Raw genomic sequence first — 15,672 nt, 5'->3', positions numbered from 1 at the left:
CTTACCTCCCCGCTCGCTAGTCAAAAATGGTTAAATCGCCTGCACGCTCTGTCAAACGACCATTTTCCATAATGCCCATTTTCTCCAACCATTTCTCGAATTCCCGGAGAGGTCGCAGTCCCAAGAGCTCGCGGTAGCTGGCGTCATCGTGGTAGCTCGTGTCTTGGTAACTGAGCATGACGTCGTCCCCACCTGGTACGCCCATATAAAAATTCGCCCCTGCCAAGGTTGTCAGCATCCCTGCAATCTCCTGGTCATTCTGATCCGCATACATGTGATTCGTATAAGTCGGAGCGATTCCCATCGGCAAACCATGCAGCTTGCCCATGAATAAGTCTTCCAGATCAGCACGAATCATCTGTCTGCCATCATAAAGTGTTTCTGGTCCGATAAAGCCAGAGACGTTATTGACCATAAACGGCTTCCAGTGACGGCAAAAACCGTACGTACGGGCTTCTAGCGTCTGCATATCGACGCCTTCATGGGAGTCCAGCGACACTTCAGAGCCTTGCCCTGTCTCAAAATACATGACGTTTGGTCCCGACGCTGTGCCTTTTCGAAGCATCAAATCCATGGCCTCATCCAAAATCTCCTTGTTCACGCCAAACGCATCATTCGCTCGTTGTGAACCTGCCAGACTTTGGAACATCAGAGAAATGGGCGCTCCGCCGCGAAGAGCCTGCATCTGTGTCGTGATGTGAGCCAGAACGCAGTTTTGCGTAGGAATTTCCCACTTTTGCATGAAATCATGTGTCATTTTCAAGAGCTTGGTAACGCTTTCAACGGAATCATTATTGGGGTTAATTCCAATAACAGCGTCGCCAGATCCGTATGACAAGCCTTCCTTCATCGAAGCCAAAATGCCATCGGGATCATCGATTGGGTGATTCGGCTGGCAACGGAACGCCAGTCTTCCCGGCTCGCCAATCAGTGTGTTGCAGTACGCTTGATGCTTCATTTTTTGGGAAGCCATGACTAAGTCAATGCTGGACATCAGCTTGGCGGTAGCGGAAATCATCTCGCTTGTGAGTCCACGGCTAATTCTTGTGAGCTCAGGCATTCCTGTGGAAAACGACAAGATGTACTCCCGTAGCTCCCCTACTGTCCAATTTTTAATCTCATTGTAAATGGAGAGATTGATATCATCATAAATGATCCGTGTCACTTCGTCTTTTTCGTAAGGAATGACTGGATTTTCATATATATCACAAAGTTGCATTTCACTTAATACGACTTTGGCCGCCATCCGCTCCAGTGCGGAATTGGCTGCTAGTTTACTCATGTGATCGCCAGACTTTTCTTCACTCGCTTTAGCCAATACATCACGAACCGATGTAAACTGGTAATGCTGTTTACGTACAACGCAAGCCAATTTCATCTCTAGCTTCACTCACTTTCTTTTCAACTTTCCGTAAACTCTATCTCATGGAACGTAAAAAAGCGCTTCGAAACATAAGACGAAATGCTCGCCTTGGTCCAAGCGCCGTTGCTCTTCCTACGATTCACTTTTTTGCGTTCATTGTTTGCCCGTAAGCACGAACTCCACTGCCGGTAGCAGTTCTTCCTCCATGACGGGTTTGACCAGATAGGCACATATCCCTTTTGCTTTGGCTTGCATGACCATGTCCTTTTGACTGTAAGCAGTCAAGAGAAGGATGGCCGCGTCCGAATGCTCTCGGATAATCCCAGTCGCTGTCAAACCGTCCATAATTGGCATTTTGACATCCATAATAATGAGATGCGGATTCCACTTTTGCGTCAATCGAACTGCCTCTTTGCCGTTTTTTCCTTCAGCTACGACGTTATATCCCTGCTCTTGCAACATCTCGACCAGGTCCATACGCGTTATGGGGTCGTCGTCTATGATGATGACTCGATAATGCTGACGCAATACTCCACCTCCCGATCACCATTGAACGGACGTGCCAACTGCTCATCATTTCCATACGCAACCGACGCCGTTGTCGGTTTATCGCATATTTCTGAATACGTTTATTATATCTATATTTTCAGGCTAATTCCAGCTTAAATCCTGTCCATGAGCGTCAGAGATGGTATTTCCACGAACTATCCGTTTTTCCTAAAACCGCGCCTTTCACGGTACTTTTCCCGCCGAGTCTTGTCTTCGCCTAAAAAAATCAATGTACGATTTTCGGCTGCAGTCATTTTGGGTGAGCGATAAAATGAAAACATAATAATCGAGGGGGAAAAGAATGATAACGGCCGAGATGAAGTCCGAGTATTATCAGGCGTTACTGGATAAAAACTCAGAATATGAAGGTGTCTTTTTTGTTGGAGTCAAGACAACTGGCGTATTCTGTCGCCCGACATGTCCAGCTAGAAAACCTAAGTTTATTAATTGTGAGTTTTTTGATCATGCGAAACAAGCACTTCTAGCCTCATTCCGGCCCTGCCAGCGCTGCCGTCCACTTTCACATCCCAATCATGTTTCAGAGCTTGTGCGTCTGCTAGTTAGCGCTGTAGAAGAAAACCCCGAGCAGCGCTGGACGGAAAAAGATTTTCAAAGATTATCCGTGGACGCTGCAACAGCGCGACGCCAATTCAAAAAACGTTTTGGCATGACGTTCGTCGAATATGCTAGGGCGCGACGTATGGGGATTGCACTGAAAGAAATCAGAGAAGGAAAAGCAATCATTGATGCCCAACTATCCACCGGATACGAGTCCAGCAGTGGGTTTCGAGAGCATTTTCACGAATTATGGGGGCAGCACCTACTCTTCTTGGAGATCATCATGTCTTAAAGGCATCGTGGCTGGATACGCGACTGGGTCCCATGATAGCTATCGCGGATGAAACAGCGCTATATCTACTTGAATTCGTAGATCGCCGCGGCTTGGAACGAGAAGTTGAACGTCTAAGACAAAGAACGAAGTCAGCGATTATCCCTGGTTCTACAGCGCCAATTCGTTCGATTGAACGTGAGTTAATGGAGTATTTTGACGGAGAGTTAACAAAATTTGCAACGCCTTTGTTTATGTGCGGATCGCCTTTTCAAAAAATGGTCTGGGAGCATTTACAAACGATTCCCCCCGGTCAAACTTCATCCTATTCCGAGGTTGCAGCAGCTATTGGGAAACCAAGCGCCTTTCGTGCTGTCGCTCAAGCAAATGGTGCGAATCAGTTAGCGATCGTCATCCCCTGTCACCGTGTCATCAACTCCAATGGTGATTTGGGTGGGTACGGAGGAGGACTTTCACGTAAACGCTGGCTGCTTCATCATGAAAAAGAAACGCCCGCCCCATTTGACTCGGATTCGTGAAAAATCCGGCAAATGGATCATGGATGAATAAGCAAAGGAGTGTACAAATTGAGACCCATACAATCGAATAAATGGGCTGTTTTATCTGTGGTCACGCTTGTTTCGTTCATTACTAACTTAGACGCAACGATTGTGGTTATCGGTCTTCCTGCTATCATGGAAGATTTGCGTATTCCGATCAACATTGGTATGTGGACGATTACCGCGTTCTACATCATGAGCACATTATTTTTGCTTCCAGCTGGGCGTTGGTCGGATATGCTCGGAACCAAGCACATTTTTTTATGGGGGCTCACCTTGTTCACGATTTCCACTGCGCTTTGCGGACTTGCGAACTCAGGCGCAACACTGATCGGTGCTCGACTCCTTCAGGGAACTGGTGCGGCAATGGCAATGGCATCAGCAACACCAATCCTCATACGGACATTCCCACCCAATCAGCTCGGAATCGCTCTCGGGATTAACAACATATCATGGGTGACTGGATCACTCATCGGTCCGGTGATCGGAGGCGCGCTTATCGGTGATTTCGGATGGCGATCCATCTTTTTTGTAGCTGTCCCCACTGGAGTCATTGGTTTGATCTCTGGCCTCCTGGTTCTCAAAAACACGCCCCCAATCGAAAAGGGCAAGACTGACTGGCCGGGGATTTTGACCTTTGGACCCGGTTTAGTCGCTCTGCTTGTCGCACTGTCTGAGGGGCAGTCTTGGGGTTGGACATCGGTACCCACACTTAGCCTCTTTGCAACCGCTCTACTTTTATGGATAGCATTCGTACTCATCGAACTACGTGTTCGAAATCCACTTTTTCCTCTAAGCCTTTTCACCTATCGAAACTATTCGATTGGTCTTGGAATCACGATGAGTTATTGCATTGGTTACTTCGCCGTCACCATTCTCCTGATGCTATATCTGCAAGGGGCACATCGTTTAAGCCCTTTGGAAGCGGGATTGTTATTGATCCCATTATCGATTCCCCAACTCTTCACGGCCCCCTTTGGCGGTAAATTTGCCGACCGTTTTGGCCCCGTGCGTATGATTCTGTTAGGATCATTCCTAATAGGCTTAGCCCTTCTGCTACTTGGACAACTTGGTTCTCAGTTATCGAACATGGCTGTGATTATTCCGCTTCTTATCATATCCGCCGCCACTGGTCTGTCCTGGCCTTCGCTCGCAAAAGCAGTCCTATCTGCTGCTCCGCAAGAGCGCGCTGGCTCCGCTTCAGGTATGTTCTGGACCGTCTATGAAATGTGTCGGGCAATAAGTCAAGCTCTTTCATTGGTAGTTGTACAGCTAAGCGTCAAGTCTTCATCCGTCTTGCCGCTATTTTCCGAAACGGGAGCGGGAGAAATCGCTCAATCAAAGAGTGCCTTGATCTATGCAACGAACAACGGTTTCCGATTCTTTGCCATATTCTTCGCTATCGCAATCGTGTTAGGATTTTTTCTCATGAAGCCGCAATCGAAGAAAGATAGCTGGAAGGAGAAGAATATAGTCCGTCAGTCTGGATAAGTTGTGCAAGCTTCCCCACCCGTCAGGTGGCGGGAATCGACACGTTGCTGGCACTCCTTCCTCGCAAAAATGCCCTCGCATACGCAAGGGCATTTTTTTCTTACTGCGCTTTTTCTGTTATTTTTTGACGTAGGTTATCTACGAGCTCGGACATTTTCACTCCGCCCAAAATCTCCTCCATGGCATGCTGCGCACGGGTCAAAATCAACTCTAGCACAAACTGTATATTCGCTCCCACTGGACAATCAGGATTCGGTTGCTCATGGATGTGAAAAAGTTGCCCTTCTTCCACGACGTCAACTGCACGGTAAATCTCTAGAAGCGTGATTTGATCCAGTTCCTTGGCGAGAGAAGCGCCGCCAGCTCCGGCACGTACGTTCACGAGCCCAGCCTTCTTCAACAGCCCCAGCACACGTCGGATCACGACCGGATTCGTATTCACACTACCCGCGATCCATTCGGAAGTACAATGCGAATTAGAATCAATGGAAAGCAGTGATAAGATGTGGACTGCAATGGAGAAACGGCTGCTGATTTTCATACGATGTCACCCTTTCGTTGTAATGATTATAGTTACACCCCATACAAGAAGTCAAGTTAACCATACCGTCACATTTCGTCTCATCGAACTTTTATTCATTCTACTATAATAACTTTGTCAAGTGTCCCCTTAATCTGGAAGGAGTGTTGACTAAAATGATGCTTCCACAAATTGAAGTTACGCCTGCTACAGCCTTACTAGATGTTCCCGTCCACATTACACTTAGCGGGTTTGTCCCGAATCAATTAATCACCCTTCATGCCACTCTGAAAAATGGGTTGCCTGGAGGAGATTTGACTGCATCATCACATGCCATCTTTCAAGCGGACGAAAATGGCTCCGTCGATTTAGTTTCTCAAGCCCCCTTGTTTGGTACTTATGAGGGAATTGATCCGATGGGGCTGTTCTGGTCTATGAATGTCCAGACCATGCGTTTCTATCATGCTTATTCTCTGGACGATTTTCAGTTCACCCCACGCTCCACCGAGATAGAATTAACGGCAGAAGTATGCGATAAACCCGTAGCGAAAGCAGTCGTGAAACGTATTTTTGTCTCCCGCGACGTATCGATACAGAAAGTGACAGACCATGGGCTAGTCGGTCTGTATTTTTCAAAACCCCACACAGAGCAAAAACCCGCCATTGTCGTACTAGGTGGTAGCGAAGGCGGAGTTGGTTCATGCTCCCAATTTGCTGCTTTGTTCGCCTCTCACGGCTATCCAGCGCTAGCACTCGCTTACTTCCAATGCAATGATCTTCCAGACGATATTCGCCAGATCCCGATCGAATATGTTCAACACGCCATTCATTGGCTACAGCAGCAGCCCTCCGTACATCCTGATAAAATTACGTTATTCGGACGTTCCAAAGGAGCAGAATTGGCATTAGTCACAGCATCGATTGATCAAGACGTACATGCTGTTATTGCTTCGAGTCCCAGCTCTACTGTCAATATCGGGACGGATAAGGCATTCGCTGGATCAGACACATTCTCCCCACAATCCTCTTGGTCGTTTCAAGGAGAGCCACTTCCTTTCGTGCCATGGACAGAGGATCAGACAAAAGTCTCGCAGGAGCGACTCGACGCAGGTCTACGTATCGATCATATCCATGCCGAAGCCTGGGCTGCCTGTGATTGGTTAGAAGATGCCGAAATCCCGGTGGAAAAAATCAATGGCCCGATCCTCTTCCTCTCCTCGGATGACGATCACTGGTGGCCAGCAGCAGAGCAATGCGAGCATATGGTGCAACGGCTGAAGGATCATCAGTTTGCTCATTCAGTGGTGCATTTGCGTTATGCGGATACAGGACACGGAATCCGCTTTCCTTACATACCAACTACTCGCATACAGCTCAATGGTGGTACGCCCAAAAACAACGCCTACGCATCCGAGCACTCTTGGCGTGAGGTTCTTCAGTTTTTAGAGCGGACTTTTCCAGGGTAAAAAACAGGGAAAGCCTACTCGCATGACGAAGTAGGCTTTACGATCTATCATTTTAGAAAGGATGTATTGCCCTATGGACTGCCTATTTTGCAAGATTGTAAACGGAGACATTCCGTCTAAAAAAGTGTATGAGGACGAGCATGTACTGGCTTTTCACGACATTAATCCTGTTGCCCCTGTACATGTCCTGATGATTCCGAAAAAGCATATACAATCCGTTCTGGCTATCGAGCCTGAGGACAAGGAGCTGATCGGTCACCTTCATCTGTCGCTGCAAAAAGTAGCAGAAACAATGGGCGTGAACGAGGATGGCTTCCGTATCGTCACCAACATTGGCAAACACGGACAACAAACCGTCTTCCATCTGCACTACCACCTCATCGGAGGCAGACAATTGGAGTGGCAGTTCTAATCACTATCAGCTACTGCTCCCTTTGAGAGGCAATGTGGCGGGCGATACCTTCACCGTGAAACCTTCCATTTTCGATAAAAATGGCGTTTGCGTGTTGGCCCGCCGCAATGACTCCCGCTATATAGAGACCTGGGATGTTCGTCGCCATCGTCTCTGGATGATGCGCCGGAATTCCCGTTTCCTCGTCAATCATAACCCCTAACGAATGAAGGAAGGTACGATCCGGACGGTATCCAATCAATGAAAACACATGATCATTGGCAAGGGTAATGACTTCCTCCCCTGTTTTCACCTTGATAGAACGCTCCTCAATGCTCTCGACTGTTGCACCGAACAGCATGTGGATGCGTCCTTTTTTGATCAGACTCTCAAAAACAGGCCTTGTCCATGCCTTGACCTTGCCGGAGAGCTCCGTTCGGCGGCAAATCACCGTTACTTCTGCTCCTGCCCGCTCCAACTCCATCGCCGCATCTACGGCAGAGTTGTTACCCCCTACTACCGCTACTTTCAGCCCTGTATACGGATGTGCTTCCTTGTAGAAGGACGAAACCTTCGGCAGCTCCTCGCCTGGTACATCCAGCCGATTTGGATTGTCAAAGTAACCTGTGGCGATCACCAGGTTTTTCGCTTCGTACGTATGTGTGTTGGCGAATCTGTCCGTTGTCGTGATATGAAAGCCAGCTGGCGTCTTCTTCGCTTCCGTCACCGTCTCATATACGTTCACACGCAATTTTTCTCGCGCGGCTACCAGTCGATAGTAATTGAGCGCCTCCTGTCTGGTCGGCTTGTCGTTCGCCGTTGCAAAAGGGACGCCCCCAATCTCCAGTAAATCAGGTGTACTATGAAAAATCATATAGGTCGGGTAGCGATAAATCGAATGGACAAGCGACCCTTTTTCAATAATGATAGGATCAAGTCCAGCTCGCTTGCAGGCAATTGCCGCTGCCAGTCCACAAGGCCCACCGCCTACAATCAGTACGTCTTCCATTTCTCTCCGCCTCGCTTCATTCTCTCTATTCTTATTCCTTCATCATATCATATCGCATTCCCAACAAAAGAGTTCGGGCACCCCGGCAAGGTTTCTACCAAAATCTGACCAATGAAAGAATGGTTCTCTCTCCTTATACTGGATGTATGATGAAAAAACAAAACCTACATATCTGGTTAGTCTCCTTAGCTTTTTTGGTGTACGGTCTCTCTTTTGCCATAGGAGTCCCTGCATCCACAGCATCGACGAATAATTTAAAAGATATCGCAAACAGCTATGCGAAAGAGCAAATACGTTCGCTACATGCGGCAGGTGTCATCGCAGGGGATGAAAACGGGTATTTTCACCCAACTCGCCCGGTGACGCGTGCTGAGTTTGTCGCGATGCTCACACGAACGCTCGGTATTAAACCGGTGGTCAGCAACGTCGCAGCCTATTCGGATGTCCCGAAAAACTCTTGGGCATACGGGTATGTACAAGCTGCTTCTGGGCTTAACATCGCGAATGGCATTAGTCCTACTGCTTTTGCTCCGAAGCGGACGATCTCTCGCGAAGAGGCCGCTGCGTTTCTTGTACGTGCACTAGAACAGAGCATTTCGTCTTCTTACCAGTTGCCCGTGAAGGATGCCAATGCGATTTCGAGCTGGGCACGCGCCTCCGTCAGCCACGCCATGCAGAAAAAATGGCTGGTAGGCTACAATGGCTACTTCCGCCCGACTCAAGCACTTTCGAGAGAAGAAACGGCTGTTATTTTATATCGAATTCAGGAGAATCTGAAGAAGCAAAACGTTACAGCAAAACCGCTTGTCTCTCTCGGATGGCAATATGAATCCACGACAGAGGAGTTCATTGCACAAGTCAAGAAAAGCGGAGTCAACACGCTGTCACCGCGTTGGTACTTCCTGCAAAAAGATGGAACGATCAGTGACATCACGGATGCTTCACTCGTCCAGTGGGCTCATGCGAATGGCAAGCAAGTTTGGCCGCTATTCGGGAATAAATTCGATCCCGAAGCGACCCACACCATGCTGTCCAATCCCACTAAACGAAAAGCAGCCGTGCAAAAGCTTTCTTCATTCATTGATAAGTACCAACTAGATGGGATTAACATCGATTTTGAAGGGTTCTCCCCTGCGGATCGCAACAACTTCACCTTGTTTATCCAGGAGCTCGCCACTGCTCTTCACGCAAAAGGTGCTGTTCTATCTGTAGATATTCCGCCAGATGGTGATTCAGACTGGAGCGATCCTTTTGATTTTGCTAAATTAGCAAAGCATGCAGATTATTTGGTAGTAATGGCCTATGAAGAGAATTGGGTAGGCGGGTCAAAAGCAGGCTCCGTGGCATCCTTGCCTTGGTTTACGAAAGTCATTACCGACCTGCTTGACGAGGTTCCGACCCAAAAGCTGATCGTCGGAATGCCTCTTTACACACGCGACTGGTACCAATCGAATGGGTCTTTGAAATCGACAGATATCAGCATCCCCGAGTCTTACCAGTTGCTCTCTCAATACAGAGCAAAAACTGTGTGGGACGATAAAGTTGGACAATACCGTTCGACGTATCAAAAGCAAGGCGTCACGCACACGATTTGGCTGGAAGAAAGCCGTTCGATTGGGCTGAAAGCTCAGGCTAGTCTGCAATGGCAAATTGGTGGATTGGCGTACTGGTACATTGGTTCTGAATCAACTGATATGTGGACAGCCATTGCCAATTCGATAACCCTTAAACATGCACGTGAAAAACTGTAAGAATCATAAAAAGAAGCGCCCTCTTCCGGCTACAGCCGTGGCAGAGGCGCTTCTTTTTGTTTAAGCTAGGCAATTCTCACTAAGTCCCGGAAGAGCCCGCGCCTCCAGGATGTTTGGGAGCCTCGACGGCTTCGTCCGGCTTAATAAATCTAGTTTCCGACATCGATTATTTAGAGCGGTATAACTGACCGCATGCTGCGTTAATGTCCGATCCGAATTGAGTTCGGACCGTGATGCTGATACCCTTTGACTTCAAGATCCGAACAAACGCTTTAATCCGATTAGGATCAGATTGCCGATAGCTGTCTGGCGTAACATCGGTCGAATTGAATGGAATCAGGTTAACGTGGTAGAGATGTTCCCCAGGTCCCCTTCCCCTTAACAACTCAGCAACTGCTTCCGCATGCGCCGTCGAGTCGTTGACTCCTCGAAGAAGAATATACGCAATATACACCTTTCTCCCGGTATGCTGGATATGACGATCCAATGCCTTCAGCACGTCATGGACTGGGAATCGGTCGTTGATCGGCATCAGCTCGCTTCTCTGATCGTCAAACGGCGAATGCAGCGAGAAGGTTAGATTGACCTGCGGAAACTCCCGTGTCAGCTTGTCGATCCCCGGCAACAGGCCGATGGTGGAAATCGTAATTCGTCGATGTCCTAAACCAAAGAGATGCGGGTCGGTCAAAATCGTCATTGCATCAAAAATATGCGGGTTGGCAAGCGCCTCCCCCATGCCCATGAATGAGACGCTGTCCAAGGCGTGGCCGTTCAAGCGAAAGTGTAACAATTGGTCGGTAATTTCGTCGGCAGTCAGATTTCGTTTCAGGCCGATGGTACCGGTAGCGCAAAACCTACATCCGAATCCGCAGCCGCACTGCGTGGAAATACAATACGATTTCCACCCCCGCTCATAAGTAAGTCGTACGGCCTCCACTCGTTCGTCGCCCGCAATGGTAAACAGCACCTTGCTGACCTGGTTCGACGTGAGTTCCTTTACCGGAACGATGCTGCAGACGTTCGGACCAAGTATCCGGGTCAACTCGTCGCGCAAAAATTTGGGCAGTATAGTCATCCGTTCGTATTCGCCGATGTTTTGCTTGAAAATCGCGTCCATAATCTGAGCATACCGATACTCGGGCTGCTTGAAGTCGGACAATATTCGCCGAATCGTTTCATATTTCGAGGATAGTCTCATGTCTTCTCCTTACCGCCGGAGAAAACGTAAAAAAGCAACCGTCAGTTGGCACTTTGACACGTCATTAACCAACTATACAGAAAAAGCGCATACGTTTGCAGGCGGATCGCTACGTGCACCTGTCGATAGATTGGTAAACCTCCGGCAACGGATTTGTTTTTTTGTGAACCGCTTCACCTAACAGGAACCGGTTCACACAATCATCTACAACCTCAATCTCCATCGCTTTCATCCTCCTAGAAATGATTTTCTTTCAGTTTCACAAATGCAAATGAACCCGCTCGCAGAGGCTGTCAGGTTCGTTACCTTGATCAATGACATGTCGGTAACCGCCTTTATCAAAATAAAAAAGAGCTACAAGAAAGTTACCTTTCTTGTAGCTCAAAAAAATACGGCAAATCCAGCCCCGTTCAGGGAATGAAAAGGGTATATTTTTTGAGTGAAAAGAATAAGGTAACTTTCTTGCCAATGAAGAACAAAACAAACTCTGCTTTATTCTTCAAAAAGTGGCAAAAAATATTACATTATCCTCTTCAACTCCAATCGTTAATTGTCAGAACGATCTTAACATACCCCGCTTATACATTGCAACATTCTAAAAGACAACCAAAAAATCAACTTCCCATTGATTTTCATAAACAATTCAAACACACAAATAATAAAAACGGCTTCAAAGCCATTAACTGAATAGATTTGGAGGAATGATTCGTGTCCGATTTTTTGATGAACCCCGAATTAAAAAAAATAACCGAGGAAGCAATCCAAGGTCTCACTTTTACGAAAAATTTCCGATCAGCAACTGCCGAGGAATGGTATCTTTTTTTGCCAGGCTATCGCGATCCGCAGACAGAAGGGGCTTGTGGCAAAGTTATCATCCATTACGATTTGATGGGAAATCGAGAGGTGTTCATCAATACCACCGTGATTTTCGATGATCCCAAGCTGTATGACCCTACTCTGCACTCGCTAGTCTATGCAGTAGTGGATGAGACAATTAATCGTTTGGTGGGCTATGCCAATACATTACTTTCCGTGCACGCAGGCTCCAATTCCTATTCAGCTGAATACGTCAGTTAGATTCTAGTATCTTTTTCCTGAATATCCATTACTTCTGAACAAACAATAACAGAGGTTGACAGTCCAAAACCAAACGATAGATCAGGAGGCCATTATGCAACGTTTTGCTGCTCATGAATTTTTGGAAACACAAGAAGCACTCCGCTCCAAACACGCCGCGATTGAAATGCACGGATTACTTGCCGAGATGGCGCAAGACCCTCAATTAACGAGTATCATTAACCGACATCAGCAAATGATCATGACCGCATACCAGCAAGGAATTAGCCTATTGCAGGGAAAAGGATTCAACATAGCGCCAGCCCCTATTCAATTGCGTGTAGCCCAACCGACTGCCGTTGGTCTAAATAACCCACAAATGGCTGCGCCCAACCCGCACCCAACCCGCTTGTCTGATATGACAATCGCTACCTTGATGTTGAACTGGCATAAAGCGGGTTCCGCTATCGGAATGCTGTGGGCGGCAGAGTGTGTGGACCCAGGTATCCGACAATATCATGTAAATGGCGCGAATGCATGCCAGCAAATGGCGTATGAAACTTGGCAATACTTGAATGCAAGAGGCTACTACCAAGCTCCGCAGCTTGCCGATCATACGATGAATACGATGATTAACGCCTACCAGCCTCAACAACAAATGCTCCTTTAAGCCACAATAACCGTCCTTGTTTGGACGGTTTTCCATTTGTGCGAAGCATAGCAACCGGAAACGAGAAAAACCTTCCGGATTCTGGAAGGTTTTGTTTTTACATGGTGTCAGCGATCTCGAACGGTCTCGGTATTATTTGACCATCCCCAGCTTTCTATTGGTCGCTCCTCATTACCACTGCCTTTCGTCTCTTGAATATTTGGGATGACTTGTCCTTCTTCGTCGTGCTTCGAATGGTTGTCCTGCAAGTTTTTTGGTAAATCCATGGTTCTCCCCTCCGTTCCTCTTTCCTTCAAGCATGTTTTGTTAATGTGCCCATACAGCGGGAAAGACATTCAAAAGCCTTGCACAGTGCATATGATTGGATAAACAAAAAACTGCCACCTCTCTCGTATCACGTACAAGTAGAAATGGCAGTTTTCTTTTTCACTCTTTGTTTATCCGACTTGTTGGAGCAACTTTCCCCGCAGTTTTGCGAGCATGTCCTCAGTCATTTTGTCCAAGTCGTACTCCGCTTTGAAGCCCCACTCTTGCAAGGCAGCCGTAGCATCAATGGAGTTCGGCCAACTGTCGGCAATCGCCTGACGCACAGGGTCGACTTCATAAGAGAGTGTAAACTCAGGAATGTGTTTACGGATCGCTGCTGCTACATCCTCTGGCTCAATACTCATTGCAGTCACGTTGAACGCATTGCGGTGAATGAGCTTGGATGCATCTGCTTCCATCAGGGAAATAATCGCATTCAGCGCATCCGGCATATACATCATATCCATGTATGTGCCTTTGCCGATGTAGGACGTATACGCTCCGTATTGGATCGCCTTGTAGTAAATGTCTACTGCGTAGTCGGTCGTACCACCACCAGGCGGCGCTACATACGAGATCAGACCTGGGAAGCGTACGCCGCGCGTATCTACCCCGAATTTTTGATAATAGTAATCGCAGAGCAACTCACCGGATACTTTGTTTACGCCATACATGGTCGTAGGGCGTTGGATCGTGTCCTGTGGTGTGTTGTCCTTCGGTGTAGTCGGACCAAATGCACCAATCGAGCTTGGCGTAAAGAATTGGCAGTTCAACTCACGTGCTGCTTCCAGCGCGTTTACCAGCCCACCCATGTTCAGGTTCCATGCCAAGAGAGGCTTTGCTTCAGCTGTTGCAGACAACAGGGCAGCCAAATGCATGATCGTATCCACGCCATGTTTCTTCGCCAGCTCAAACATCCGGTTCCCGTCGGTGACATCAAGAACTTCGAATGGACCCGATTGCACAACAGGATCGTCTTCGTTTTTCCGGATATCTGTGGCGATGACTTGATCCGCTCCGTAAATATCGCGTAATTTCATGATGAGCTCGGAACCAATTTGTCCTAACGCCCCGGTTACCAGAATTTTTTTCATTTCAGGATCCCCATTTCTTTCCCGACTTTTTCGTAGATGCTAAGGGCACGATCCAACATTTCTTTGCTATGTGCCGCTGTTGGCATATTCCGTACACGACCGGTTCCTTTTGGTACAGTCGGGAACACAATCGCTTTCGCGTACACGCCCTCTTCATACAGTCGCTTGCTGAACTCCTGGGTTTGCTGTTCGTCTCCGATAATGCATGGAGTGATAGGCGTTTCGCTCTCCCCGATATTGAAGCCGAGTTCTTTCAAGCCTTTTTTGAGGTAATGTCCGTTATCCCACAGCTTGTCATGCAGTTCGGTGCTGTTCATCAAAATATCGATAGCCGCAATGGATGCAGCCACATCCGCTGGAGTCAGCGAAGTCGAGAACAGGAACGGTCTGCTGCGTACTTTGAGCCAGTCGATCAGCTCTTGGCGTCCCGCTACATAACCGCCGACTACCCCAATTGCTTTGGAAAGTGTACCGATTTGGAAGTCGATTTTATCAGACAGGCCAAAATGCTTAACCGTTCCTGCCCCTTTACCGAGAACTCCAGAGCCGTGGGCATCGTCTACATACGTAATCAAGTCATATTGTTCGGCAACCTCTACGATTTCCGGCAGCTTGGCAACATCGCCATCCATCGAAAATACGCCGTCAGTAATGACCATCAGTTTTTTATATTTGCCGGATTCTTTCGCTTCCTTCGCTTTCGCACGCAAGTCATCAATATCGGAGTGGTTCACACGGATAATTTGTGCACGAGACAGGCGGCATCCATCGATAATGGAAGCGTGGTTCAACTCGTCAGAAAGAATCGCATCGTCCTTGTCCATGACAGCAGAGATCGCAGCCATGTTGCAGTTAAAACCAGATTGGTAAGCAATCGCGGCTTCCGTGTGCTTGAAGGCAGCGAGCTTTTCTTCCAGCTTCACGTGCAAGTCCAAGGTACCATTAATGGTACGTACAGCCCCTGCCCCTACACCGTATTTGCTCGCTGCTGCAATCGCAGCGTCCACTAGGCGTTGATCAGTAGCCAAGCCCAGATAGTTGTTGGAGGAGAGGTTGATCAGTTCTTTTCCTGCAATCGTAATGACAGGACCGTTCGCACTTTGCAAAGGGTCAATGACGTTGTACAGTCCCTTGCTCTTCAAATCTGTCAGATTTTCATGTAAAAAATGTTCAAGTGTTTTGCTCGCCAACGAGAATCCCTCCATTATTACAGCCATCGATTAGTAAGTTCCACAAAAACAATTGTTCACACTGTATGGACACATCATTGTGATAAAATTCGCATAAAATCAACTTAATCTACAAACATTTTACCACCATTTACTTAAAACGTCCACATCACAAAGACATATTGTTAACGCTTTCAATCATTTTCCTTTTGATATTGTCATCTCTCCTACTTTCTCCTTTTGTCGTAAT

14 protein-coding genes and 1 pseudogene are annotated in these 15,672 nt (G+C 47.6%); 7 read left to right on the top strand and 8 right to left on the bottom strand.

The genetic code is table 11. The features are described 5' to 3' along the window. Window positions 1-16: 16 nt before the first annotated feature. Both HP398_RS02030 and HP398_RS02025 read right to left on the bottom strand, forming a co-directional pair. The gene (locus HP398_RS02030; RefSeq protein WP_173621665.1) at window positions 17-1,378 is read right to left on the bottom strand and encodes an ethanolamine ammonia-lyase subunit EutB; all 1,362 of its coding nucleotides are present in this window, start codon (window positions 1,376-1,378) and stop codon (window positions 17-19) included. A 138-nt stretch (window positions 1,379-1,516) separates the two neighbouring features. Continuing rightward, window positions 1,517-1,891, bottom strand: coding sequence for a response regulator (locus tag HP398_RS02025; protein ID WP_106833858.1), 375 nt, complete (start codon window positions 1,889-1,891; stop codon window positions 1,517-1,519). Window positions 1,892-2,213: 322 nt separating this feature from the next. Between HP398_RS02025 and HP398_RS02020 the strand changes: the two are divergent. After that, window positions 2,214-3,280 (top strand): annotated as a pseudogene (locus HP398_RS02020) (bifunctional transcriptional activator/DNA repair enzyme AdaA). Between the two features lie 48 nt (window positions 3,281-3,328). Then, complete coding sequence (locus HP398_RS02015; RefSeq protein ID WP_173621664.1) at window positions 3,329-4,792, top strand: MFS transporter; 1,464 nt, start codon at window positions 3,329-3,331, stop codon at window positions 4,790-4,792. A gap of 100 nt (window positions 4,793-4,892) precedes the next feature. On the opposite strand, the gene HP398_RS02010 is transcribed toward HP398_RS02015, so the two are convergent. After that, window positions 4,893-5,333, bottom strand: coding sequence for an Rrf2 family transcriptional regulator (locus HP398_RS02010; protein ID WP_012686286.1), 441 nt, complete (start codon window positions 5,331-5,333; stop codon window positions 4,893-4,895). A gap of 155 nt (window positions 5,334-5,488) precedes the next feature. On the opposite strand from HP398_RS02010, the gene HP398_RS02005 reads away from it, so the two are divergent. Both HP398_RS02005 and HP398_RS02000 read left to right on the top strand, forming a co-directional pair. Further along, window positions 5,489-6,778 (top strand): acyl-CoA thioesterase/bile acid-CoA:amino acid N-acyltransferase family protein, encoded by a 1,290-nt coding sequence (locus HP398_RS02005; protein WP_173621663.1) that lies wholly within the window; start codon window positions 5,489-5,491, stop codon window positions 6,776-6,778. Window positions 6,779-6,851: 73 nt separating this feature from the next. Further along, the gene (locus HP398_RS02000; protein WP_007727375.1) at window positions 6,852-7,190 is read left to right on the top strand and encodes a histidine triad nucleotide-binding protein; all 339 of its coding nucleotides are present in this window, start codon (window positions 6,852-6,854) and stop codon (window positions 7,188-7,190) included. Between the two features lie 10 nt (window positions 7,191-7,200). Here HP398_RS02000 and HP398_RS01995 read toward each other — a convergent pair whose 3' ends face one another. Beyond that, on the bottom strand, window positions 7,201-8,178 hold the full coding sequence (locus HP398_RS01995; protein WP_173621662.1) for a YpdA family putative bacillithiol disulfide reductase: 978 nt from the start codon (window positions 8,176-8,178) through the stop codon (window positions 7,201-7,203). A 146-nt stretch (window positions 8,179-8,324) separates the two neighbouring features. On the opposite strand from HP398_RS01995, the gene HP398_RS01990 reads away from it, so the two are divergent. Continuing rightward, window positions 8,325-9,929 (top strand): glycosyl hydrolase family 18 protein, encoded by a 1,605-nt coding sequence (locus HP398_RS01990; protein WP_254475779.1) that lies wholly within the window; start codon window positions 8,325-8,327, stop codon window positions 9,927-9,929. Between the two features lie 166 nt (window positions 9,930-10,095). Here the strand turns inward: HP398_RS01990 and HP398_RS01985 are convergent, their stop codons facing one another. After that, a complete protein-coding gene (locus tag HP398_RS01985; RefSeq protein ID WP_173621660.1) occupies window positions 10,096-11,127 on the bottom strand; it encodes a Cfr family 23S rRNA (adenine(2503)-C(8))-methyltransferase in 1,032 nt (343 codons plus the stop codon). Between the two features lie 708 nt (window positions 11,128-11,835). Between HP398_RS01985 and HP398_RS01980 the strand changes: the two genes are divergently transcribed. Continuing rightward, window positions 11,836-12,204 (top strand): hypothetical protein, encoded by a 369-nt coding sequence (locus HP398_RS01980; RefSeq protein ID WP_017248241.1) that lies wholly within the window; start codon window positions 11,836-11,838, stop codon window positions 12,202-12,204. A 94-nt stretch (window positions 12,205-12,298) separates the two neighbouring features. After that, window positions 12,299-12,853: a spore coat protein gene (locus tag HP398_RS01975; RefSeq protein WP_017248240.1), complete on the top strand. Its 555-nt coding sequence runs from the start codon at window positions 12,299-12,301 to the stop codon at window positions 12,851-12,853. Window positions 12,854-12,960: 107 nt separating this feature from the next. Here the strand turns inward: HP398_RS01975 and HP398_RS01970 are convergent, their stop codons facing one another. The 3 genes from HP398_RS01970 to HP398_RS01960 all read right to left on the bottom strand — a co-directional run bounded on the left by HP398_RS01970 (window position 12,961) and on the right by HP398_RS01960 (window position 15,443). Next, entirely contained in the window at window positions 12,961-13,119 is a 159-nt protein-coding gene (locus HP398_RS01970) for a hypothetical protein (protein WP_017248239.1), read from the bottom strand. 171 nt (window positions 13,120-13,290) lie between these two features. Next, window positions 13,291-14,253, bottom strand: coding sequence for an L-threonine 3-dehydrogenase (locus HP398_RS01965; RefSeq protein ID WP_173621659.1), 963 nt, complete (start codon window positions 14,251-14,253; stop codon window positions 13,291-13,293). Beyond that, window positions 14,250-15,443, bottom strand: a complete 1,194-nt coding sequence (locus HP398_RS01960; RefSeq protein ID WP_017248237.1) for a glycine C-acetyltransferase — start codon at window positions 15,441-15,443, stop codon at window positions 14,250-14,252. Before HP398_RS01960 ends, HP398_RS01965 begins: the two co-directional genes overlap by 4 nt. Between the last annotated feature and the right edge of the window lie 229 nt (window positions 15,444-15,672).

Source organism: Brevibacillus sp. HB1.4B (assembly GCF_013284285.1).
Classification (GTDB): domain Bacteria; phylum Bacillota; class Bacilli; order Brevibacillales; family Brevibacillaceae; genus Brevibacillus; species Brevibacillus porteri.
This window is presented reverse-complemented; position numbering and strand designations above follow the sequence as displayed.

Bases quoted from the DNA above. Each gene is read 5' to 3' on its own strand.
- HP398_RS01970 (WP_017248239.1), bottom strand. From the start codon at position 13,119: ATGGATTTACCAAAAAACTTGCAGGACAACCATTCGAAGCACGACGAA.
- HP398_RS02010 (WP_012686286.1), bottom strand. From the start codon at position 5,333: ATGAAAATCAGCAGCCGTTTCTCCATTGCAGTCCACATCTTATCACTG.
- HP398_RS02000 (WP_007727375.1), top strand. From the start codon at position 6,852: ATGGACTGCCTATTTTGCAAGATTGTAAACGGAGACATTCCGTCTAAA.
- HP398_RS01985 (WP_173621660.1), bottom strand. From the start codon at position 11,127: ATGAGACTATCCTCGAAATATGAAACGATTCGGCGAATATTGTCCGAC.
- HP398_RS01990 (WP_254475779.1), top strand. From the start codon at position 8,325: ATGATGAAAAAACAAAACCTACATATCTGGTTAGTCTCCTTAGCTTTT.
- HP398_RS01965 (WP_173621659.1), bottom strand. From the start codon at position 14,253: ATGAAAAAAATTCTGGTAACCGGGGCGTTAGGACAAATTGGTTCCGAG.
- HP398_RS02030 (WP_173621665.1), bottom strand. From the start codon at position 1,378: ATGAAATTGGCTTGCGTTGTACGTAAACAGCATTACCAGTTTACATCG.
- HP398_RS01975 (WP_017248240.1), top strand. From the start codon at position 12,299: ATGCAACGTTTTGCTGCTCATGAATTTTTGGAAACACAAGAAGCACTC.
- HP398_RS02005 (WP_173621663.1), top strand. From the start codon at position 5,489: ATGATGCTTCCACAAATTGAAGTTACGCCTGCTACAGCCTTACTAGAT.
- HP398_RS01995 (WP_173621662.1), bottom strand. From the start codon at position 8,178: ATGGAAGACGTACTGATTGTAGGCGGTGGGCCTTGTGGACTGGCAGCG.